This window comes from Candidatus Bartonella washoeensis Sb944nv (assembly GCF_000278135.1).
In the GTDB taxonomy this organism is placed as follows: domain Bacteria; phylum Pseudomonadota; class Alphaproteobacteria; order Rhizobiales; family Rhizobiaceae; genus Bartonella; species Bartonella washoeensis.
Genome location: NZ_JH725024.1, coordinates 287,957 through 311,289, shown reverse-complemented (window position 1 = coordinate 311,289; position 23,333 = coordinate 287,957). Strand labels below are relative to the sequence as shown.

Sequence of the window (23,333 nt, the reverse complement as noted above, 5' to 3'; positions counted from 1 at the left end):
CGCTAGCTAAATGAGCGGTAGACGTGTTCTTTTGGTTACACCTTTTCGTGTTTTTAGGTCCTCATCAGGATATTTTTACCGGTGCTTTTATTTTCAATGTGAGGGGAAGAAGAGTTTCGAGGGAACTATGATTAAAGTGTTTAGAAATCACGTATATTTATGTACTTTCACAACGGCTGCTCTTTCTTTACTCCAAAATGGAGTAGGGGAGGGGGCAAATGCAGAGGAGGCTAGGCTAATACCTTATAAGATCACGGTTGCTCCTGTGTTATCTAATGTCTCTGCCTCTAGTTCACTTAATAGACTCAGTCCTCTTTCTGGCGAAATTCTTAGCAGTGGCGGATCTGATAATTTTGATCTTAATAACTCTATTGGTAGGCGTAAACCTAATAGCCCCTCTCTTAGTGGGTTTAACCATAATGTTCTTAGCGGAGATAGGGGGTCTAATCGACGTAGAGAATATAATGGTTTTGATGTCGAATATAATGGTGGGAAACTTACGTTATATGATGGATTGTATTATATGTGTGACGGTTGCGGGAGCCGCACAATTGATAATAAATCTTATAGGATTAAGAGTAAAAACTTTTCTCCCTCTAATACTGCAATAACAGTAAAGGGGATAGGTACGACAGTTACGGGGGAAAATGTAACTATTAAAAGTAGAGTTTCTGGTAAATCTTTTACACACGGTGTAGATGTATCAAAGGATGGAAAAATTGTTTTGAAACAACCAATTATCAGGAATACAAATATAGCTCTTTATGCCAGTGATGGGATAATTGAGGTGAATAAGGGGATTATTAAGAAGACTAATAAGGCTGTTGAGGCAATAGGGAATTCATTTTTTCTTTTAGAGGATACAAACATCAAGACACGTGATGCGAAGGCAAGTATTTTGAGTTATGACCGTTCAAAAATTTGGATAGCGGGTGGGTCAATTGATTTTATGGACAGTCATGGGGTTTCTTCGACATTGGGTGGAAAGGTGAATCTTGAAGATGTTAAGATTACTGGAAATGGTAGCGAAGGCAAGAATCATGCAGTTTTGCATACGGATCTAGGTGGTCCTATTAATTTTAAGGGGGTTATCAATGTTACTAATGCGCATGGCATTTTGTCAGAAAATACTGTAGCTACTCCTAATTCGATTTTGCTACCTAGAAACTTATCGGATAAGGTTGATGTAATTGAGGTTAATGTTACATCTTCTTCTGTTACGGTGCAGGGTAACGGGGCTCATGGTATATATTTTAAGGGAGAAAAGCCGTCGAGTGAATATTTGAATAACGAAGATTCAAATGAGGGGGAAAAAACATCTAAATTGGAGGCTGTTAATATAAGAAGAACGATGTTTTCGGTTCAGGATGGTGTAGCTATTTATAGTTCCAACTCTAAATTTGGTGTTGTTAATTTAATGCAAAGTACCCTTTCAGGGCATTCATTATTGAGAGCTGAGAAGGGAGCCTTGGTGAAAGTTTTAGCGAGTGCTTCTACCCTTATAGGTGGTTCTTATGTCGATGATGATTCCAATGCCAAACTTTACATGGGAGCGGGGTCGACATGGATTTTGCAACAGAGAGCGGGAGACTTAACGAGTGATTCATCACTTTCACTCGTAAGCCTTATGGGTGGCAGTTCTATTAATTTTAAAAAACTAAAATCTGCTCAGACTTACGAGTATCAAACACTCCGCATTGGAAAAGGATCGGGTCAAGCTTATATAGCACAAGATGATGGTGCGTATATTTATCTTAATACATATCTGAATTCTGGTGGTTCTCTTAATAATCAACAGACTGATCGTGTTTTGATTGATGGTGATGTTTCTGGAAGAACAACAGTACATGTGCGTGGTGTTTCAGGAAGTCCAGGTGGATATACGGGGAGTGGTGGAAATAATCAAGGTATTTCAATTATTCAGGTTTCTGGAAAAGCAGAGCATGATTCTTTTCAACTAGACGGTGGTTATGTTGCGTTGGGCCATTCGCCTTATAAGTATAAGCTTTATGCTTATGGTCCAACGTCTGATTTAGGAAAAGCGCATCCCGATCAAAGATTAGTCAAGGGCAATGGAGAATTTTGGGATTTTCGTCTTGAAAATCAATATATTAGTCCTAAACCTGGTCCCGCTCCTGAACCTGGTCCCGCTCCTGAACCTGGTCCCGCTCCTGAACCTGGTCCCGCTCCTGAACCTGGTCCCGCTCCTGAACCTGGTCCTACACCTTCTCCTGGTCCTGCACCTAGTCCAGAACCTCGTCCTAAACCAGGTGTTAAGGCTGTTGTTCCGCAAGTTTCGACTTATCTGCTTTTACCAAATGCTTTATTTCATACAGGTTTGATGAATATTGGTAATCAAAGTAAGCGGTTAGCAGCTTTGAGAATTGCTTCTGGAGGACTGTTGAAAAGTGATGAAAACCCTGCCTTTTTTGTACGCGGTTATAGTGGTAGTCATCGTTATGTTTCAAACCTTTCTGCACTTGAATATGGTTATGGAGGCGATCTTGGTTATGACGCTTTAGAAGCAGGTGTTTTGCTGCAAACAATTGAGAATGCATATGGGACCGCTTCTTTTGGGGTGATAGGATCTTATGAGGGCTTTTCTCTGCAGCCTTTAGATGTTGAACAAAGCCAAAAGAGTAAATTTGATAAATGGTCAGTTACGGCATATGGTGGTATGCAGCATGATGCAGGTTTTTATGTGGATGGTCTTCTCTCCTATGGTTTTTTTAAGGGTGATGTTCTCACTCTTGCACGTGGTAAGACGGCAACATTAAAAGGGGCCCCTCTAAGCGCTTCTTTGACTGCTGGTAAAGCGTTGATGATAGGGGATGAAGGTTTTGTTTTTGATCCGCAGGTTCAGGTTGTTTATCAGCGTCTCCAGTTTAATAAGGTTCGTGATATTGATGAATTTGACATTGAGATGGGAAAACTTGATCAGTGGGTGGCGCGTATTGGTGGGTATTTAGCAAAAACGCTTACTGCAATCGATGATGCGCGTGTTATTTCTTTCTATGGCAAGTTTCATCTTGCTCATAGTTTTGGAGAAAAACAATTTGTACATTTCAAAGATGCTTTTCAGTTGGGTGCTTTTGGTTCTTCCCTAGAAACTGGATTAGGCTTTAATGCTCAATTGTCTCCAAAGTTTGTCCTTCACGGTAATCTTTCTTATCAGCACAAGCTTACCAAGGCGGGTTTTTCTGGAACCAGTTTTTCTGGGGGACTGCGTTATCATTTCTAGTTTTATTATATTTTTGATCAATTCCTTTAAAAGCCATGAGCTTAGCTTGTGGCTTTTTGTCTTCCTTCAAAAGTTTTGTTTGCTAGCTCTTTTGAAGAGAGAACCTTATGCACTTTATTAAATGCGTTTTCCGGTTCGATTTTTTTGTTTTTCTTAAGACGTTGTATCAGATTTGTACTCTTCATGCAGCTTACTAAAGCTTTTTTTGGATAACTACTTTTTTGGAAAATTTTATATCACAGTGTTTCTTCATTGTATTTTCACAAGTTCTTTATTCTTTGTGAAAATTACAAATTTAAGTTGAATTTTTTGATTTTACATTTAATAAAATACAAATCAGATTAATTATATGTAGCATGCTTAACATAGTGTGTTAAATTATGGTTCTTGGTTAAGATAGTTTAGCAATATGTGAGTTATGTGAGTTCTTTTAATCGGATGGTGAAAAGGGATTATGGTAAAATTATGGTAAAGATATCTAAAAATCATCTTTCTTTATGTGCTGTTACAACATCTGTTCTGTTTTTTGTGCACAATGCAGGTGCTAAAGTGGAAAATAATAATGCCACTCATACTACGGTACAAGCTCGTTCTGTTATTGGTGATAAGACACAAAATGATGAAAATCAGTTTTCATGTGATGAAAGTGGCTCATCTTATCGGTGCAATGATGGTAAAGTGCACTACATTGCACAAAAAACTTATAAGGTAACTGATAAAAGTTCTGATAAAACAGTTGCCATACAAGCATCTAAAAAAGATACGTTTATTGAAGGGTGGGATATAACTATTCAGGATGCTTTAAACAGGGGTGGTTTGGATAGTAACTTTTCGAAGTATGGTATAGTGGCTGATAATTTTGGATCCGTTGATATAGAAAAAGGGGAGATTGATTTTACAAATGGTATCGGAGTTCAAACAAGAAATGGCGGGCAGGTCTATTTAAGCGACTTTTCGATTACCGAAAAGGGTAGACAGGTAACGAATATAAACAGCCATAATAAAAACACAGCTTTTCAGATGTCTGAACATGCTGGCTTTATCAAGTTTAAAAAAGGTGAAGTTAAGGTTTCTAATGCGCATGGTATTTCATTTCAGGGAATTGTTAGCAATATTGATATTCTTGATTCCACTGTTTTAGTAGAGGGGAATGCTTCTTATGGGTTCCTTTTTTTTAATGAGCAAGAGCGCAAAGATGAGTACAATGGACATCCTTATCAGAAAGAAGAGGTGTATATTTTCTTTGGCGAGGATAAGTTATTCGGAAGTTTGCCGAAAGAAAACTTGTCTAAACGAGGGAATGTTCATTTATACAATACCGTATTTACGGTTCCAAATAGTATAGCTATTTATAGCATAAAATCTGGTGGTCTTGTTCAAGTTCTAGAGCATTCTGAACTTTCTGGAGATTTATTGTTGAAGGTTGAGAATGGTTCTTTTGTGAAGGTTGCAGCTGATGAATCTATACTTATAGGGGGAACTCGGATTGATGAAAGTTCTGATGCTGAATTTCGGCTGAGTCATGGGTCAAAATGGACTTTAACGCGACCAAAAAATGGAAGTTTTCTTAATTCTGTTTCTTCTGGTTCTATAGGTGTTTCATCAATTTCATTGGTACATCTTATTGATGATAGTTCTATTGTTTTTGAACAACCAAACTCCGGCGAAGCCGGTAATTATCAAACACTCCACATTGGAAAAGGAGAAGGTGAGGTTTATAAGGCACAAGATGGTGCGCATATTTATCTTAACACATATCTGAATTCTGGTGGTTCTATAGAAAATCAACAGACCGATCGTGTTTTGATTGATGGTGATGTTGAAGGAGAAACGATAGTACACGTGCAAAGCGTTCCAGGAAGTCCAGGAGGATATACGGGGAGTGGTGGAAGCAATCAAGGTATTTCAATTATTCAGGTTTCTGGAGAGGCGAAAGAACATTCTTTTCAGTTGGCTGGTGGTTATGTTGCTTTAAAGGATTCACCTTATCAGTATGGGCTTTATGCTTATGGTCCAACGTCTGTTTTGGGAAAAGCGGATCCTGCTCAAAGATTAGTGAACGGTAGCGGAGATTTTTGGGATTTTCGTCTCGAAAATCAATATGTTCAATCACCTATTGATTATAGAGATACTTTTATTGTTCCTGAAAAAGCTGTTAGGGCTGTTGTTCCGCAAGTTCCAACTTATTTGCTGTTGCCAAATAGCATATTCCACGCTGGTTTCATGGATATTAGCAATCAAAACAAACAATTGGAGATATTGCGAGCTACCTCCAGTGGAATGATGAAAATCCATGAAAAACCTGCTTCATTTTTGCGTGGTTATGGTGGAAGTTATCATTATGCTTCAGACTTATCCGCGTTCGAATATGGTTATGGTGGTGATTTTGCCTATAACGCTTTAGAGGCAGGTGTTTTGTTGCAAACAATTGAAAATGCTGACAGTGCAATATCCATTGGAGTTATGGGGACTTATGGAAAACTTTCTCTACAGCCTCAAGATGTTGAACAAAGCCAAAAAAGTGCATTTGATAAATGGGCTGCTACAGCATATGGCAGCATGCAACATGATGCAGGCTTTTATGTAGATGGTCTTTTCTCTTATGGTTTATTAAAAGGTGATGTTCTTACCCGCGCAAGGGGCAAGACAGCAACATTGAAGGGCAATCCTTTAAGTGTTTCCTTGACTGCTGGTCAGACATTAGCAATGAGATATGAAGGTTTTGTTGTTGATCCGCAGGTTCAGGTTGTTTATCAACATCTCCAGTTTAGTAAGGCCCATGATGTTGATAACTTTGACATTGAGATGGGGAAACTTGACAAATGGATGGTACGTGTTGGTGGACGTTTGACCAAGACATTTTCTGCAACTGAAAAGGATCGTGAGGCTTCTTTTTATGGAAAGCTTCATTTCACTCATGGTTTTGAAGGAAAACAAACGGTGTATTTTAAAGATGCTTTTCAGTTGGGTGCTTTTGGTTCTTCCCTAGAAGCTGGGTTGGGTTTAAATGCCCGATTGTCCTCAAAGTTTGCGCTTCATGCTGATTTGGTTTATCAGCATAAACTTACTAAGGCAGGTTTTTCTGGAATCAGTTTTTCTGGCGGAGTGCGTTATCAATTTTAATTATAGATGAAGTATAAGGTAAATTGTACATAAGTATATAGTATAATTTTAAGTATTAAAATGACGCTTTTGTTTTGTATTTTTTATTAATGAAATATTTAATTGATATTTCTATAATTTTTATTCATTTTTGAAAATTGAAAATATTTTATACGATAGAGCTATGATGAAAATATTTAAAAATCATTTATTTTTATATTCCTGTGCATCAGTTATTCTTCCTTTGTTGCAAATTGTAGATGTTAATGCAAAAGGAGCTCCTGTCGAGATGTGTAACTCAGAAGCTCAGTTTTATCAATGCAGTGATGGTCAAAAGCATACAATTAAAGATAAAACTTATCATTTAATGACTCCTGAGGGGGTATCTCCTTCTTTGACTTCTCCTCGTCCCATTGCCATACAGGTGCGAGGCCAAGATACGGTTGTTGATGCAATAAGGATTATTTTTTACAATAGTGACAAGCAGGGTTTTGGACATGGTGTAGATGTGCAAGGGAAAGCAAAAGCTGTTTTAAAGAGTTTATATTTTGAAGATATACCTGTTGCTCTTTATGTTGATGATGGGGTCATTGAGATGACCCATGGGGTGATTGATGGCAGGGGGGCGGCTGTTATAGCTTCAGGAGAGAGATCACGTGTTGCCTTAGTTTCTGTACATGTTGAGACGAATTCTAATCATTCAGCAAGTTTTTTAATGACGGATGGTGCAGAACTTGGGTTTTCGGATGGAGCAGTTTATTTTAAAAACAACAGTGCTTTTTCTTCAGAACGGGGAGGGCGATTTATTTTAGATTCTCTTCAGGTTATTGGAGAGGCTGAAAGAATGGTGGGTGTTGATGGTGATGACACTATATCCGAGGATTATATATTCCCCAAAGCAGTTTTTGATATGGGGCAAGGTGGGAGTACTCTTTTTAGGACAGGTTCTGTTGAAGTAACTGATATTCATGGTTTAGTGATTAAGAGCTTGCCAGGCGTTTTAACTTCTGGTGAAAAGAGGGGTAGAAATTCATTCAGTCGCCTTCAGATGACCAAAGTTGATATCCAAGATTCAACGATTACAATCAAAGGTGATAAAGCCTATGGTATGTATTTTACTAAAGACTTAATTCAATTAATTCAAAATGAGAGAGAAAATTTACAGTTTTCAGCAATTGAATCTGGGTTAGGGGTTGTTCATTTGTCAAAGACAGCCTTTACAGTTCCAGAAAGCACAGTCATCTATAGTAATAATGCTAATGCATATATTCGTTTTTCAGAGGGTACAAGTGTATCTGGTAATTTATTATTAAAAGCTGTCAATAATTCTTCTGTGCGAGTGGATGCTGATGCTTCTAAACTTAGAGGAGGTAGTCAAGTTTATGGAGGAGCGACTGCTGATCTCTATTTAATTCATGGTTCTGAATGGGTATTAACGAAAAACAAACGCAGGGAGTCAAGAGAATTTGATTTTATAGATTCATCTATTTCGTCTGTAGCCCTTTCTGATAGCACGATTGTTTTTGATGAACATGTATCCAATGGTTATCAAACGCTGCGCATTGGAAGAAAAATAGATGAAGCGGGCGCGGGTAAATTAACGAGGGAAGTTTACAGTGCAGAGGGTAATGTTCAGATTAAGCTCAATGTATTTTTAAATAATGATGGCTCGTTTGACCCCCAAAAAACTGATCGTATTTTGATTAATGGTGATGTTTCTGGAACGACTCTTGTTCATATGCAAAATTTTCCAAAAATTCCAGATAAAAAAGTCCATGAGGGAAGAGATCAAAGCATTTCAATTATTCAAGTTTCTGGGATAGCACAGGAAAATTCTTTTAAATTCGCTAATGATTATACTACAGTAAATGGTTTTCCTTATCAATATCGTATTCGTGGCTACGGTCCAGGTTCTTCTTTTGGGGAAGCAGATGCTACGCAGAGATTAGTTGCAGGTGATGGAAAATTTTGGGATTTTCGCCTTGAAGGTATCTATATCAAACCAGAAGCAGACTCTTCTGAGACTACAGCTTTTACACCACTGCCTTCTTCCTCTACATCATCTAATCCAGTAGATTCTACATCTACTCCGTTGACACCTGTTACACCTGCGCCTTCTCCCTCTGCGCCATCTGATCCAGTAGATCCGTCATCTACTCCTTCTGTTCCTGTTAAGCCTGGTTTTTCTTCCGAGCTAGGAATTAGAGCGGTTGTTCCGCAATTATCAACCTATCTCCTTCTGCCAAATGCCTTATTCTACACGGGTTTGATGGATTTTACCTCTCAAAATAAAAAATTGGAGACAATGCGAAGCATTTCTTATGGTTCTTTGAAAGGTGATGAAATTTCAGTTTTTTTTGCGCGCGGTTATGGTGGAAGTTATCATTATGCTTCAAATCTTTCTGCTTTTGAATATGGGTATGGAGCCGAACTCGATTATACAGCACTGGAAGCAGGTGTTTTGCTGAAGGAAATTGAGAGTTCATGCAGTCGCACATTCTTTGGGCTTATGGGAACTTATGGAAGTCTCACTCTACATCCTCAAAATGTTGAACAAAGCAAAAAGAGCACATTTGATAAATGGTCTGTTGCTGCTTATGGAAGTTTGCAGCATGACAGGGGTTTTTATATGAATGGGGTGTTCTCTTATGGTCTTTTTAGGGGTGATGTTTTCACTTTTGCACGGGGCAAGGTGGCAACGTTAAAGGGGCAGCAGTCAAGTGCTTCCTTAACCAGCGGAAAGACGTTTGCAATAGGGTGTAATGGTTTTATTTTTGATCCACAGGTTCAGTTTGTTTATCAGCATCTTCAGTTTGATCATGTGCGTGATGTTGATAATCTTGATGTTGATCTGGGAAAATTTGATCAATGGATGGTACGTTTTGGTGGGCGTTTAAGCAAACTGCTTTCTTCTTCTGAAGAGAGGCGTGTGATTTCCTTCTATGGTAAGCTTTATTTTTCGCATAGTTTTGGAGATAGACAGTTTGTTTCTTTTAAACGAGATTTCCAGTTAGGTGCTTTTGGCTCTTCGTTAGAAGTAGGGGGTGGTTTTAATGCGCGAGTATCTCCGAAATTTACACTTCATGGAGATATAGTCTATCAGCATCGGCTGACCAAAGCTGGATTTTCAGGAGTAGGTTTTTCTGCTGGTTTGCGCTATCTTTTTTAACAAGATGTGATATGCATTTTCATCCAAAAGGCAGCAGAAGATGTTGCCTTTTCATTTATTAAAATTCTATTATTGCTATTGCATCTAAATGGTTTTTTATTTGTGATCGAAAACCCCTTGTAAGTGTGTTTATTTTTTAGAGAAGAAGAGGGGAGGTATGCCCAATTTTTTCTGGAGGATTGTGCGGCTTTTTATCTGTGGTGATTATTGTTGTTTTCTTAAACAGAGATGTTTATAACTCCACATTCACCACTTTCACTCCCGAAGGCTAAGTTGTGTCCCGTCTGATCCCAGTTTAGCGCGGAAATGGCGCTTTTCCCATAATCTTTTAGAAGGATTTCTTTTTCATCGCGAAAATGCGTGCATAAAATGACTCCATCATTAAAGCCTATTGCTACAATGTCTTCGCTTGGATGGCATGCAACGTTGCTAACAAGTGCATTTGTACGTGTACCAAGTTCTAATGGTGTTTTCCCCATGGGGCCATCTTTTGTATGAAACGGCCAAACAATTGCTGCTGATGCGCCTGATGTTGCTAACCATTTTCCTTTTGCGCTCCAAGACCAGCTTTTGACTTTGCTTGGGTAGCCACTCATGCGTAAATGTTGATTATCAGTGAGACGCCAACCATGGAGAGCATTCTCTTGCATAGTAGAAATTACATAGCGATTATCTGGTGAGAAGGTAACGCCAAAATGTGCTCCTTTCCATACCAATGTGGTTGGAGATGTTTGTGTTGATAACCAATGAAGGGTAACACCATTGTAATGGGCAACGGCAAGTCGTAAGCCCTTTGGGGCGAAAGCAAGACCTTCTACACTGCGTTCATGCATAAGCTCTTGGTGTCCTTTACCGACATTTGCCAATGTTAAACGTGAAGAAGAAAAGGCAAAAACTTTTTGTGGTCCAAAAGCAACATTGCTTATCCATTTGCCTTTTTGGTGTCCGAGTATTTCTGTATGACCATCTGCTGTTGTTTGACAAGCTTTTCCATCTTCTCCACCAGTGATAATCGCTGTATTATCATGGGCAAAATGGCTTGAAATTATTCCTTGATGAACTTCAATGGTTTTTGGGATTGGGTTTAAAAAAACAATTAAACCTTCGACCGAAACGAAAGCTGGTTTATGGCCAATAAAACCACAGGAAAGGCAATAATTTTGCAGATTGTAATGGGTAGTGCTCGGCATTGTTACTCGCTTATGCACAATTTTCAAAACCAATTTTAAGTTTTTCTGCATCAAGGGTGCGGCCGATAAAAACAAGTCGGCTTTCACGTTTTTCATCTTCATGCCATGGACGTTGATGCTGCCCCTCAAGGATCATATGTATGCCTTGAATGACATAACGGTCATTGTCTCCTTGAAATGCGATAATCCCTTTTAAACGCAAAATATCAGGACCTTGTTGTTGAGTCACCTGTTGGATCCATGAAAAAAATTTTTCTGGTTTCAGAGCACCTGTTTTTAAACTTACAGAGGTTATTGTTGTGTCATGAATGGTGGATGTGTGGTGATGATCATGATCGCAAGCGGGGCCGCACACATGGTCTGAATGTTGGTGGTCGAGAAAATGAGGATCATTATCTAAAGCGTGTTTTAGGTCAAATGAACCACGATTGAGGAGTTTATCAAGAGAGATGTCAGCGCGCTCTGTTGCATAAATTATGGCTCTGGGATTAATGGCAAGAATGAGCGATTGTGCGTGTGCGCGTTCTTCTGCACTAATAAGATCCATCTTATTTAAAAGAATGATATCAGAGAAGGCAATTTGCTCTTCCACTTCTTGGCTTTTTTTAAGTTGGGACGGTAGGTGTTTTGCATCAACAACTGCTATGACACTATCAAGAGTGGTCTTTTCATGTACAGTATCATCCATGAAAAAAGTTTGTGCAACGGGAATAGGATCAGCAAGCCCTGTTGTTTCTATAATGATGGCGTCAAATCGGTGGGAGCGTTGCATTAGGCTTTCTAGAATACGAATAAGATCGCCGCGCACGGTGCAACAAACACAGCCATTATTCATTTCATAAATTTCTTCGTCGGATTCAACGATAAGATCATTATCGATGCCAATTTCACCAAATTCATTGACGATGACTGCATAACGTTTGCCGTGATTTTCGCTGAGAATGCGATTGAGAAGAGTGGTTTTTCCTGATCCAAGATAGCCTGTCAGAACTGTAACAGGAATTTTTTTAGGGGTATTTTGCGTCTTTTCCATGGTTCACGCCTTTTTATTGAAATGTGTTTATTTTAAATCGATTGATATCATCAAGTAAACCACGAAGCCCACAAAGAACATGAGAGAAAATTGCTTCACCAGCTTGCGGTGTTGCTTCACTTGCATTGCCTGCTGCTCCTTGCACGTTAAGATCACGCATTATCCATCCAAAGGCGTGAGGACCATAGGCACGTAAATATTGATATTTTGCAATCATATCAGCTTGCTTATTATGAAAATTTTCTGCTTTCTCCATATGCACTTTTTCAGGTGCTAAATAGAGCATTAAGGAGGTTTCGATAAATCCTCCATGGATGTCAAGATGATATTGAGACGGCTTCATTAAACCTTGCGGTATGCCAAAACGACTCCAGCTTGTCGCTACCGCAAGCATTGAAAAACGTCTGCGTAGTTCGGTGATAACAATGCTCATTAAAGGTGAATTGCCGCCGTGGGCATTGAGAAGAAGAAAACGCTTAATGCCTTTACGATAGCAGTTTTCACCAATGTTTATCCATCGCTCGATAGCGTCAGAAAATGTGCGTGTTTGTGTGCCAGGAATATCCATATGTTCACCTGAATAACCAATTTTTTCAACTGGTAAAAGTGTGATAGGGAATTGCTTGTTTGTTTGTAAAGTAAGTGCTTTTGCAAAAGCTTCAGCGATAATCCAGTCTGTTTCAAAGGGAAGATGATTTCCATGATATTCATGTGCGCCTAAGGGCAAAAGAGCAAGGAAAGGCGTATCCGATATCATAATTTATTGCCTAAAAAAGTCGTTAGATGTAGAGAGGTCAAAATGCGGTTAGATCATTTTCACCAATTTTAATCTATATATCAAAAAAACGCAAATAAGAGCGTTTGCGCATCATATGTATACGACAGAAAAGAGATTTTGTTAAAAATGGTTTGACTAATTGAGAAATTATCTGAATTTTGCATACAATACTACATTCTCAAGACTTTAAGAATTAAGCATATTTTGTGAGTTTTTCTGGCAAGTGCTCTTGTTTTGGAAAATCAAAATCTCGGAATGATTAGCCTTAATATTACGTAAGTTTAAAATGAATTTTACCATTTGTTGATTCAGAACTCAAGTTGAGGCTTTTTGTAAAGAGCCTTCTTTTACTATAGAAGGGTAAGCTTTACTGTGAAATGTATGGAGCAATGTATCGCAGTTGATGCTAAAAATAGAGTGATGATGAGATTTAGATTTCAAATCAAGATTTTTGGAATGTCTTTATTGCATTTTATGCGCAATGTATCAAAATGATGAGGTATTTTTTGATCAATACGACATTTAAAAATACATCTATAATTTCAGTAATGATAGCTTAGTAATGGTAGAAAAATTGTTATGATAGAGAGGGTAATTAAGGAAGTTTGGTTAAGATGATGCGGTGGAGAGGTACTGGCGTGTTCGCTAAAATATACAATGATTTGGATGGTTAAGACGAGTACAAAGTGGGTTTTTGTGAGGCACCCATTAAGATAACAAGCCAATTGGTCCTTTTACAAAGAATGATACGTCTTTATTTAAGAGCGGAGGAGATCTACCATTTTGGTAGTCTTACATTTACTGGAATTAGAGTAAAGAGAGCAGGTAAAAAGTAAAGATAAAAGCTAACATGGCTTTCTACTATTTGCATTTATAATAGTCTTCGTTTTTTTCTCATCAGAGATATTTTTTATTTATAACTCAAATTACTTAATGCCTGTTTTAATTTTTATTTTACTAAAATAATTATTATCAAATTTTTTATAATGCGATAAAGATTAATGATGTTTTTTATTTTTATGTAATATAAGATATTAAATTTATAAGACTGATATGTCTTATTTAAATTATATAATTTGTAATCATTTATTTCACTAATTATTTTTTATTTTGAAAATTTTAATAATGCATTATGTATTTACATGAAATACATAATGCATTATACATAATGCATTATGTATTTACATGAAATACATAATGCATTATGTAAATGCATAAAATATACCATATTGTATATATAATTAAATTATTAAAATAAATTTTGTTTTTATAGATGTAAATATTTTTTAATTTTTCAGTGGAAAAAAGAGGATTAAAGAAATCTATGTTTAAAATATTTAAAAATCATGTGTGTTTATATGTTTTAACTGCGTTTATTATTTGTTTCGTACAAACTGTAGAAAGCCATGCGGAAAGCACAGAAGATCGCTTTCAAGAAGTGGCACCTTTTGCTGTTGTAGTGGCAAAAGGAAAAAATATAGTGCCGGTAGATATGGCTATTATTCGTGGTGCTGGAGGGCAAGATGAATTCGCTTTTGGAAAAACTGAAAAAGTGTCTTACTTTAAAGCATTTTGGGGTTGTGTAGGTTTTATATCCGTTTTGTCTTCTTTACTATCATCGGATCTCATTGGTGTTGTGGCATCTCTTATAGGATTAATTCTTTAAACCCAATGGAAATTCCTCTCTTTTATCGGAGTGTTTTGTTTATCATTTTTGAAGAAAAGGTATATCTGAGATGCGCTTATACTGCGTCGGATAAGGGGGAGCTTGAAGACGGTATGTGGAGTTTTTATATGCACATGGGTAGAGGAGCAAAACCATTCAGGGGATCTTTTTTAAAAGGGTAGATCTGCTATTTTTCTATAATTTATAGCTATTTACAAGTAAAAAGGCAGATAAGAGTTTAATTATGTGTTTGTGGAAGAGAGGCAATTAAATAAAAGATCTTGTTTAGCACGGAGGCGTGCAATCCATGTGTCTTCTCGAATAGCGGTATTGTGTAGTGTGATAAGTTCATTTTTTTTAATTTCAGCTGTAACTGTTGCTTTTTCTAGAAGACCACAAGGGATAGCATAGCGTGCCTTTGCTTCTGAAGTGCTCATTATCCAAGCACGATAGCTGTAAAGACCAATAAAATCTAGTTGATCACCAGGGTGTAAATCTTTTTTAGCAACAGCACAAACTTCTGCTACTGGAGTGCTAAGTGGCACCATATCTTTTTTACCATAAAGCATGATACGTGCACAGGTTAGCGGAACTTCCATTGCAGTTAAATGATAGGGCCGATGAAAGGTAAAATAGGGCCCTTGACCAATTTTTAAGTCCTCCATACGTTCGCGTAAACGCGGATGCGTTATTTCTGCGATCACAAAAACGCCTGGAGAAACTCCTGGACCTATCGAATAATCGACAACACCATAACTTTTTAAAATACCGCCATCCTGTTTTGGAATAAGAACTTTGCTTAAATCTTGGATAGAAGCTTTTGGGCCATGCATTCCTGGGCAGTCGGGAAGGAGGCCTGTTGCGTTGGCAATGGCTGCCATTTCAACCATTGTTTTGGAACCATCAATAAATTCAACAAGCATGCGAACATTCATATTACGTTGCAATGCTTCTTCTTCATAAGCATCCGGTGTGGCATCAAAGATAAGAGGATTGTTTTTTCCTTTCCCAGCTGCAACAATTTTATGCCCAAGTGCTGAAACAAATTCTATGAGTTCCATACAAGAAGTAGGTTCATCTCCTGCACCAAGTGTGTAAATGAGGCCTCGTTTTTCCGCTTCATTTTTTAGATAAGCGCCAATCGTAACATCTGTTTCAACATTCATTGTGACAAGATGTTTGTTGTTTTCAAACGCTTTGAAACCAATTTCTGCACCAGCTTCAGGATAGCCTGTTGCATCAACGATAATATCAATTTGTTCATTGCGCAAAATAAGGTCAAAATCATCTGTGGCTGCAATTAAACCATTTTCAATGGTTTGAGTTAGGGCGTTGATATTTTCAACTTCACGTACATGTCCATCTTCACCATAGGCTAGTGCTGCGGCATGAAAAACACGTGATGGTGTTCGGGTGGCAACAGCTGCGACCCTTATACCATCCATATGTGCAATGCTTGACAGTAAATCCGTTCCCATTTCACCGCAGCCAACTAAGCCAATACGGATAGGTTGGTGGTTTTCTGCGTGCTTCTTCAAATCACGCGCCAAACCTGTTAGGCTCACATTGCTTGCCATTATTTTTTCCTATTTGAACATTACTTTATTAAAGTGTTTTCTTATTCATAAGGTATGTTTTCTTCTAAGATAGTTCATCTTTTATTATTGATGCTGTAATCAATGGGTTTTATAAAAGCAAGAGGGGTGTGGGTTGTTTTTAGCAAATAAAACGGGAATAGCGTTATGCAGCAAAAAATAGCAGTACAAGACGTCGCCAATTTTATTGGGAAGGAAGTAGGATTATCGCAATGGCGTCTTGTTACGCAGGATATGATTAATCAATTTGCATGCGCAACAGATGATCATCAATGGATCCACGTAGATACGGAAAAGGCTAAAAAAACCCCTTTTGGTGGCACTATCGCACACGGTTTTTTAACATTATCACTTTTGTCTACACTAGCTTATGAAGCTCTTCCAGAGTTGGAAGGGGCAACAATGGGGATTAATTACGGTTTTGATAAAGTACGCTTTATGAGCCCGGTTAAAACAGGTGCGCGGGTGCGTGCTCGTTTTGTCTTAAATAATGCTGAGATTCGCCCTTCTGGCAGAGTTGTTTTTCATTATGGAGTTACGGTGGAAATTGAGCAGTTAAAAAAGCCAGCTCTCACGGCTCAGTGGCTTATTGTTGCTATGGTTGGGGAGAAGTACCTGAATTCCTAGATTATTTCAATGTTTTGTTTTATCAATTTTTTGCACAATTTTGTCAGAAGTCCATTGAATAATGACATTAAGCAAGATCAAAAGAATAATGACTATTGTCATAATTGAGGTATTATAACGCTGATAACCATAGCGGATCGCCATATCCCCTAAACCACCTCCGCCGAGATATCCAGCAAGTGAAGTGGCTCCGATAAGAGAAATGATCATGACTGTAAAACCCGTGATCAGACTAGGAAGCGCTTCAGGAATAAGAACATACCTGACAATCTGAAGACGGTTTGCTCCCATGGAACGAATAGCTTCAATGAGATCGTTCTCAACTGTTTTAAAAGAAAGTTCTGCCATTCGTGCATAAAAAGGAATGGCTGAAATGGTGAGAACAAAAATCACTGAAGGTATTCCTACACCGCTTCCCACAACCATACGGGTGATAGGGAGAAGGTAAAATGCAAGAATAATAAAAGGGATGGCGCGAAGACTATCAATAATAATGCTCAGGGGACAATTGAGAAGGCGCGATGCAAAAATTCCTCCATGTGCAGTTGTATAGAGCAGTAGACCGAGTGGCAATCCTATAATAAGTGCCATCAAGGAAGCGCTCATTGCCATCAACAATGTATCAAAAATGGCATTGGGAAGTTCATAAAAAAGGACATTAAACATAGCCTAAGACCTCGCAATATCGACTTTTTTCGGTCAACCATTTGACAGCTTTTTGCAAAGCCACTTCGTTTTTTGCGGGAAGACTGAGAAATAAGCGCCCAATCGTTTCACCTTGGACTGTATCAATGCCACCATGTAAAATACGTGCTCTTAAACCCGTTTCATCTTCAAGAAGATGAAGAAAAGGATGCTGAGCAATTTTACCTGCAATATTAATCTCAATGATCGCTTCTTGACCGGTAGGTTTAAGTTTTTTTGCAAATTTTTCAGGAAGTTGTGGTGTCACAAGTTTGAGCATGGCGATAGTTGTTTCCTCTTGTGGTGAGGTAAAAATATCTTTCACACGTCCTTCTTCCACAATGCGTCCTTGATTGAGAACAACAACGCGATGAGCAATGGCACGCACAACTTCCATTTCATGCGTAATGAGTACAATAGTAAGATTGAGACGCTTATTAATATCGGCCAGAAGCTCTAGAATAGATTGTGTTGTTTCAGGATCAAGAGCAGAGGTTGCTTCATCTGATAATAATATTTTGGGATTAGCTGCTAGAGAACGTGCAATACCAACACGCTGTTTTTGCCCCCCTGAAAGTTCTGCAGGATAACAGTATTCTTTACCACATAATCCCACCAATTCAATGAGTTCAAGGGCACGTTGACAGCGTTGTTTTTTGTTTATACCTGCTAGTTTAAGTGGTAATGCAATGTTATCAATGACTTTCTGCGATGATAAAAGATTGAAATGTTGAAAGATCATACCAATCCGTTGACGATAAGGTGCCCATTCTGTTTCTGATAGATTTGAAATATTTATATCCTCAAAAAAAAGAGCTCCTTCATCAATGCGTTTTAATCCATTTAAGCAGCGCATAAGTGTGGATTTGCCTGCCCCACTGCGTCCGATGACCCCAAGAATTTCACCTGCATAGATATCAAGGGATAAACGGTCTATTGCTGGAAGCCTCGCTGTTTTTCCAAAATGGCAGCTAACGTTTTTTAAAGAAATAAGAGCAGGATTTTCCATTCGCAATTACCAAGATGTTTGGGCAGTTGTGCCAAAAACTTCTTTGATTTTTGCACGGACAGGTTCGCTATTGTAGGCGGCAACCAGTTTTTTAACCCATGATGCGTCTTTATCAGAGGTGCGCACCACAATAATGTTATTATAAGGATTATTGTCTGCTTTTTCCCATGCGATGGCATCTTTATTTAAGTTTAATCCGGAGACCAAAGCCCAGTTTGTATTTATAATTGCAATATCAAAATCATCGATTGCACGTCCTAAAATACCAGCATCCAATTCACGAATTTTCAAATTTTTAGGATTTTCAATGATATCAAGTGGAGATGCGAGAATATCATGAGGATCTTTTAGTTTAATCAGGTCTAGGGAATTGAGAAGAAGCAAAGCTCTTCCACCATTTGATGGGTCATTAGGAATGCCAATACTTGCTCCATCCTTTAGTTCTTCTATGTTCTTGATTTTGTGTGAATAGACACCAATCGGGGCAATAAATGTATATCCAGCAATTGAAAGTTTGTAGCCACGTTGCTCAATTTGACTGTTAAGATAAGGTGTATGCTGAAAAGCATTTGCGTCAATATCTCCTGAATTAACAGCATCATTAGGGAGAGCATAATCAGAAAAATAAACGAGTTCAATATCTAAACCAGTTTTTTTAGCTTGCTCAACGGCAACTTTCCAAACAGTCGCTTCGTGTCCTTCCATAACGCCAAGTTTGATTTTTGATTTATCTGCTGCCATGGAAAAGGTAGCAGATAAGAAAAACGCAAAGAGAAAAAGGAGTAATCCAATAGAGGCGCTCCAAGATAATTTATGTAATGTCATGTGCGTTTGTCTTTCTTGTTCTTTTAAATAGAGACTTTTTGAGGAAGGATTCAATATACTCTGCATTATCTCTAAGAAGCTTGACAGTATAAAAGCTTCATAGAATATTCAATCATTTTTATTCAAAAAATAATATTATTTTTTCTATACTGTAAGCATTTGGAGGCAAACAATATGCATGAGTCCGCACGCTTCTTGCAGATTTAAGCATAGTTTCTGATGTTACAATGAACTTTTTGGGGAACTAATAGCTCTTTCAAAACTTCTTTAAGTAAGACGATTGGCTTTGTAAGCAAGTGATCAAATTTGCGTCCTTGAAAGCAGCGAACCTATGGGCTCTGAATACTGCAATCAGGTCAATGGGGCCGTATGGGTAGAGTGGTAGAAACAAAGTAACAGAGCTGTTCTCTCAATATGGTAGGCCTTTGAAGACGACAAAAAATTAATCACCACTTAATTGAAATGCGGCAAATTTTGCAAAGGTGAATATTTTGCCTTTCATATTCTAGAGAGGAAGAAGAAATAATGTTAAAGAAAAATTTTTTATCGACCACATTGTCTTTGGGTGCGATTTTATTGTCTTTTGGTGGATTAGGGTTTGGGATGTTTGCTCCTAATGCGACTGCTGGAACAGTTGCTCGTGTAGCAACAGGTCATGTGGTTTTGCGCACAGGTCCAGCTACAGCTTACAAAGCTATCACAAAAATTCCAACTGGTGCAAAGGTGCAAATTAATGGCTGTCTCTCCAATAGAGCTTGGTGCTCACTTGACTATAATGGAAAGGCTGGTTGGGCATCTGCGAATTATTTAAATGTTAAAAACGTTCCTACGATTTCTTTCGCGCATATGCATGTGAAGCCACATTCTGTGATAAAAGCACAAAAAGGAAAAATGAAGCGGACCGTCTCTGATTTTAAAACTATTATTGTGCCTCAGAAAATGCAGAAGAAAGTGCAAAAACTTTACAGAAAAGATGTCATTATTGATGCGACAGGCGTAAAAAAAAGGGACGAAAGAACAATTTTGAATCCATCACCGAAGGCGCATAGTGTATCTGTAAAACATGTGACCGCTTATAATCCCTTTTTTCCAGATGACGTCAATTTCAGAAACTTTGAACGCAATGAAACGCGCTACCGTATTGTGACATATCCTGCTCCATAAATATGATAAAACACTTGTTATTGGGATGACAGGAAAAACTACAACACAGCATCAGGCATTTTTGCTTCATGCTGTCTTTTTTATTTAGGCAGCTGACTTAGATCTTATTAAATTACGAGAAATAAGTAATTCAGCAATTTGAATTGCATTCAACGCTGCTCCTTTTCTTAAATTGTCAGCCGCAATCCAGAAAGCTAGACCATTTTCGACAGTGATATCTTCGCGAACACGGCTAATAAAGGTGTCATCTTCTCCGGTGCATTCATAGGGTGTTATGTAACCGCCATCTTCGTGTTTATCAATAAGCTGGCATCCTGGTGCATCACGCAGAATGGTTTGTGCTTCATTGGCACTTAGTGGTTTTTCAAATTCAACATGAACAGCTTCTGCATGACCTATAAAGACAGGAACCCGAACAGCAGTAGCTGTTAATTTGATCTTAGGGTCAAGAATTTTCTTGGTTTCAACCACCATTTTCCATTCTTCTTTCGTATAGCCATCTTCCATGAAAACATCGATATGAGGAATGACATTAAAGGCAATACGTTTAGTGAACTTTTTTGATGTAATTGGATCTGCAACAAAAACTGCTCGTGATTGCTCAAAGAGCTCATCCATTCCTTCTTTACCAGCTCCGGAAACCGATTGATAGGTGGATACAACGACGCGTTTAATAATTGCAGCATCGTGGAGAGGTTTTAAAGCTAAGACAAGTTGAATTGTTGAACAATTGGGGTTGGCTATAATATTATGCTTGGAAAACCCACCAATAGCTTCTGAATTAACTTCTGGGACAATTAATGGAATACTGGTGTCGTAACGCCAAGTGGATGAGTTGTCGATCACCACACAGCCGGTAGCTCCGATTTTAGGGGCATATTCTTTAGAAATGCTTCCCCCAGCAGACATAAGGCATAGATCTGTGTCGGAAAAATCGTACGTATCAAGTGCTTTTACTTTTAAAGTTTTTTCACCATAAGAAACGGTCTGCCCTAATGAGCGGCGTGATGCCAAAGGTACCACTTCATGAGCCGGAAAACCACGTTCTTCTAGAATTGCTAGCATCTCACGACCCACATTTCCGGTTGCGCCGACAACTGCAACTTTAAAATTCATTTTTTTATACTCCTGTCCTTCTCCATTTTTCTTCCCTAGGCGAACCCTATGAAAGGGCGAATTGTCCAGGAATATTAAATCATATTGTTGGTTTCAGAGGTTTAATTTTCATGTACACCAATTCTGACCTATAACAGCACAAGTTTGGTCATTTTTGAATATACCACCCTCTTGGTGTTTAAGAGCTGAGAAAGCTTGAACATTTTATGCCAAGCCGTATGAAAATTTCCTTGACAGCGCCACAATCTAGTGAAGTGCTGATCTTCTGTCAATTGTTTCCCTTGAGAAGTTTGAGTTTTGCAATGATTGTATTACGCATTGTGCTGATAAATTTTTTTATTATATTTCATCATGATAAATTATTCTTGTATGCAGGTTCATAGGAAAGCTACTGATGGGATTTCTTTCCAGTATCGTTTCTGTTTTTCACTTTGTTTTTTTCATTTTTACTTAATAAATTCTTTTCATGTGATAAAGCTTACAAAGCTGTTCATAAAAAAACGCTCACCAAAATTATGAAAACAATGTAGTGCTTTTATGCTAATCAGAAATCAACCGCAAGATTGCTTTCTGTTTTTCGGGCTTAAGCATTCTGAAATTCTTTAAAAGCAGATATTCAGCTTTGCTCGCTATTCTTTCATCATGATGGTATGTGGCATCCTCTTTTGTTGAGATATCAGCGTAAAAGAAGCGACAGTGGAACATCCAATATATTGGCGATTTCCTTTAAGCGTTCTGCTGTCACGCGATTCAATCCTTTTTCATATTTTTGGATTTATTGGAAAGTTATGCCTAAGTGGTTGCCTAATTGTTTTTGAGAAAACCCCATGACGTTTCTTCTAAAGCGAATTTTTTGCTTACAGAAATGTTATTAAAATGTGGCTTTTTGGTTTTCATTCTCAGCTCCCCCGCTGGGTAGGAGCACCCTCGCATTGCTCTTCCGGGGTTTGGAAGTACTGAACTCAAAAAGTTTCTTGCTTTTAGTGCCTATAGTGCCCATGGCAATTGGACATAAAAAGAACCCCCGTAACTCCACTATACCCGCCAACCGGGTTATTTTTCGCGTTTGAGTTTCGGGTTTCCAGGCCCTATTGATCGCTGCATATACGACCAAAACCACAAGCTTATTCATAGGTTAATTTCCTTAAAGCGTTAATTAGAATTAAGACAAGTTTGCTTGTTGTTTTTTCTCAAATTAAAGTGCGACTGTTGCAATATGTTTCCCTATTTTGATGGGATTTTAATCAATCTTTCCATCCTTTTTGATCAAAAAAACGGTTTGCGAAAGCAAACGTATAATTGCCCTTCAAAAATCTTGTATAGCGAGACCTTTTCAGGAGCGCATAGAATGCGTTTTAACAAATTCGAAAAATCGAATGGCAAAAAAGAAAACAAGTCCAAGTCAGTATAAAGCCACTTTTATTTATGAAAGTCATGAATAATTTAACGATTCTGGTTTTAAAAGGAGCGCAGTTTAGATTTTTAACACGTGATTTTTACTTGTCTTAGAAGTCTTCTATGAGGCTTTAAGCTTTTTCCATTTTCATCGCTATCTCTTGTACCATTTGGGTACCAATAGAAGCGTTATCTTTCAAGATTATGATTTTTTTAGTGGGAGTTCAGGAAACTTCGAGAGGCTGAAAGTCTTTAATTCTGTTTTAAAATAGGCAATTTGATTGTAAAATGGGCAAATGGAGTGTGCTTTCATGGTCTTTGAGATATTTTTCTAGATCTATTTTAGTGGTTTGCTTTTTTCAAAAACATCATGCATACTAGTGGTTTCGATATGGTGTTTGAGATTATCTTTAGTTACTGATTTGGTTTTTTGGCACTGCTTCTCTAACCCAAATTTGGGTTAAGGCGATAGAGTGTATTGATCCCAATGTGTGGTAACTTTGCGAAAGCACAATCATGGTAATTAAATGCTTTACGCTGTGCTTAAAATTTTGCTTGGGTTTATTCATTTTTTTGCCAATTCTGTTTGATTGACAATGCATAAATTTTCAAAATTAAGATGAAAAGCTAAAATAAGAAATGCTTTGTGGTTATATCCATTATAAATGATTTGCTGCTAATCTTGCAATCGCATTTTGAGTTATTGTTCTCCGTTCCTTTCCCAAACCATTATGCCTTT

Annotated in this window: 14 protein-coding genes and 1 pseudogene; 6 read left to right on the top strand and 9 right to left on the bottom strand. The window is 37.9% G+C overall.

The genetic code is table 11. The annotated features are described in order from the left end of the window. Nucleotides 1–127: 127 nt before the first annotated feature. From MCQ_RS05985 to MCQ_RS05975, 3 genes are all read left to right on the top strand, one after another. Entirely contained in the window at nt 128–3,241 is a 3,114-nt protein-coding gene (locus MCQ_RS05985) for an autotransporter outer membrane beta-barrel domain-containing protein (protein WP_006924167.1), read from the top strand. Nucleotides 3,242–3,706: 465 nt separating this feature from the next. Further along, nucleotides 3,707–6,364, top strand: a complete 2,658-nt coding sequence (locus MCQ_RS05980) for an autotransporter family protein (RefSeq protein WP_050980869.1) — start codon at nt 3,707–3,709, stop codon at nt 6,362–6,364. A gap of 166 nt (nt 6,365–6,530) precedes the next feature. Then, nucleotides 6,531–9,512, top strand: a complete 2,982-nt coding sequence (locus MCQ_RS05975; protein WP_006924165.1) for an autotransporter outer membrane beta-barrel domain-containing protein — start codon at nt 6,531–6,533, stop codon at nt 9,510–9,512. Between the two features lie 218 nt (nt 9,513–9,730). Here the strand turns inward: MCQ_RS05975 and MCQ_RS05970 are convergent, their stop codons facing one another. The 3 genes from MCQ_RS05970 to MCQ_RS05960 are packed head-to-tail and all read right to left on the bottom strand — an operon-like array spanning nt 9,731 to nt 12,492. Continuing rightward, nucleotides 9,731–10,702 carry a WD40 repeat domain-containing protein gene (locus MCQ_RS05970; protein ID WP_006924163.1) on the bottom strand — a complete coding sequence of 324 codons (972 nt, stop codon included), beginning with the start codon at nt 10,700–10,702 and terminating at the stop codon, nt 9,731–9,733. A gap of 10 nt (nt 10,703–10,712) precedes the next feature. Next, on the bottom strand, nt 10,713–11,735 hold the full coding sequence (locus MCQ_RS05965) for a CobW family GTP-binding protein (protein ID WP_006924161.1): 1,023 nt from the start codon (nt 11,733–11,735) through the stop codon (nt 10,713–10,715). Between the two features lie 13 nt (nt 11,736–11,748). After that, nucleotides 11,749–12,492, bottom strand: a complete 744-nt coding sequence (locus MCQ_RS05960) for a creatininase family protein (RefSeq protein WP_006924160.1) — start codon at nt 12,490–12,492, stop codon at nt 11,749–11,751. Nucleotides 12,493–13,837: 1,345 nt separating this feature from the next. On the opposite strand from MCQ_RS05960, the gene MCQ_RS05955 reads away from it, so the two are divergent. Further along, complete coding sequence (locus MCQ_RS05955; protein ID WP_006924159.1) at nt 13,838–14,179, top strand: hypothetical protein; 342 nt, start codon at nt 13,838–13,840, stop codon at nt 14,177–14,179. A gap of 242 nt (nt 14,180–14,421) precedes the next feature. On the opposite strand, the gene MCQ_RS05950 is transcribed toward MCQ_RS05955, so the two are convergent. After that, entirely contained in the window at nt 14,422–15,756 is a 1,335-nt protein-coding gene (locus MCQ_RS05950; RefSeq protein WP_006924157.1) for an NAD(P)H-dependent oxidoreductase, read from the bottom strand. Nucleotides 15,757–15,921: 165 nt separating this feature from the next. Between MCQ_RS05950 and MCQ_RS05945 the strand changes: the two genes are divergently transcribed. Further along, nucleotides 15,922–16,401 carry a MaoC family dehydratase gene (locus MCQ_RS05945; RefSeq protein WP_006924151.1) on the top strand — a complete coding sequence of 160 codons (480 nt, stop codon included), beginning with the start codon at nt 15,922–15,924 and terminating at the stop codon, nt 16,399–16,401. Nucleotides 16,402–16,407: 6 nt separating this feature from the next. Here the strand turns inward: MCQ_RS05945 and MCQ_RS05940 are convergent, their stop codons facing one another. From MCQ_RS05940 to MCQ_RS05930, 3 genes are read right to left on the bottom strand one after another with little or no spacing between them, the layout of a single operon-like run. Further along, a complete protein-coding gene (locus MCQ_RS05940; RefSeq protein WP_006924150.1) occupies nt 16,408–17,067 on the bottom strand; it encodes a methionine ABC transporter permease in 660 nt (219 codons plus the stop codon). Further along, nucleotides 17,060–18,094 (bottom strand): methionine ABC transporter ATP-binding protein, encoded by a 1,035-nt coding sequence (locus MCQ_RS05935; RefSeq protein ID WP_006924149.1) that lies wholly within the window; start codon nt 18,092–18,094, stop codon nt 17,060–17,062. The genes MCQ_RS05940 and MCQ_RS05935 overlap by 8 nt, the downstream gene beginning before the upstream one ends. Before the next feature lie 6 nt (nt 18,095–18,100). Further along, the gene (locus MCQ_RS05930; protein WP_035008108.1) at nt 18,101–18,919 is read right to left on the bottom strand and encodes a MetQ/NlpA family ABC transporter substrate-binding protein; all 819 of its coding nucleotides are present in this window, start codon (nt 18,917–18,919) and stop codon (nt 18,101–18,103) included. A 525-nt stretch (nt 18,920–19,444) separates the two neighbouring features. On the opposite strand from MCQ_RS05930, the gene MCQ_RS05925 reads away from it, so the two are divergent. Continuing rightward, entirely contained in the window at nt 19,445–20,083 is a 639-nt protein-coding gene (locus tag MCQ_RS05925) for an SH3 domain-containing protein (protein WP_006924147.1), read from the top strand. An 84-nt stretch (nt 20,084–20,167) separates the two neighbouring features. On the opposite strand, the gene MCQ_RS05920 is transcribed toward MCQ_RS05925, so the two are convergent. Beyond that, a complete protein-coding gene (locus MCQ_RS05920) occupies nt 20,168–21,199 on the bottom strand; it encodes an aspartate-semialdehyde dehydrogenase (RefSeq protein ID WP_006924146.1) in 1,032 nt (343 codons plus the stop codon). A gap of 540 nt (nt 21,200–21,739) precedes the next feature. Further along, a pseudogene (locus tag MCQ_RS05915) lies at nt 21,740–22,096 on the bottom strand (helix-turn-helix domain-containing protein). Nucleotides 22,097–23,333: the final 1,237 nt, after the last annotated feature.